This window comes from Vibrio sp. 378, from assembly GCF_033339435.1.
Map to the genome: position 1 here is coordinate 1 of NZ_JAWOUO010000690.1, position 642 is coordinate 642.

Here is a 642-nt window from a genome sequence, read left to right on the forward strand (position 1 = left end):
TCATGGTTAATTACTTCTACTTGCTAACAAACAAGCAAGTTATCGGGAGTGCCAGTTATAACTGGTTAAGCTACCTATCTGGCTTAGTAACATTGTCGTTATATCCATTTTTGATGCAGCAAGAATTGGGTTTAACCGCAGCTGATTATGGTTCTTTGATGATTATCCCGTCAGCTGGTTTGTTGATGGGGAGCGTCGTCCTCAATTTGATCAATAACCGTTATAAAGCACAGCAAATACTGTTGATGAGCTTTGCGATTGTCGCGCTGTCTGGGTGTTTACTGTTGGTGACGCCGTTTACGGTTGCATCGTTATTGGTTGCATTCACGTGTTTGAGTTTTGCGCAGGGGATGTCTTTTCCGGTTTCGATAAGTTTGTTGTTGTCTCCGCATAAGCAGCAAGCCGGTGCAGTGTCTGCATTATCTGGCTCAATTCAAATGTGTTTAGCGGGTTTGTTTGGTGGCTACTTGGTTGAAAAGTGGGTGACAGATCAGCATCACCTAGGCATCTTTTATCTATTTATCGCTCTAATTTCTTGCATCGTACTGGTGGTTAGCCAATATCGAAGGGCACCTCGTCAGACTGCGCAACCGGAAGCTTCCAGTTGAATGTTCTAGCGAAGGGAAATGTACTTGCAAGGTT

1 protein-coding gene is annotated in these 642 nt (G+C 43.9%); it reads left to right on the forward strand.

Annotation, left to right across the window (positions count from 1 at the left end):
• Window positions 1-608: MFS transporter (locus tag R7Q48_RS28295; protein ID WP_318133638.1), on the forward strand; the 608-nt coding region annotated here is incomplete at its 5' end.
• Between the last annotated feature and the right edge of the window lie 34 nt (window positions 609-642).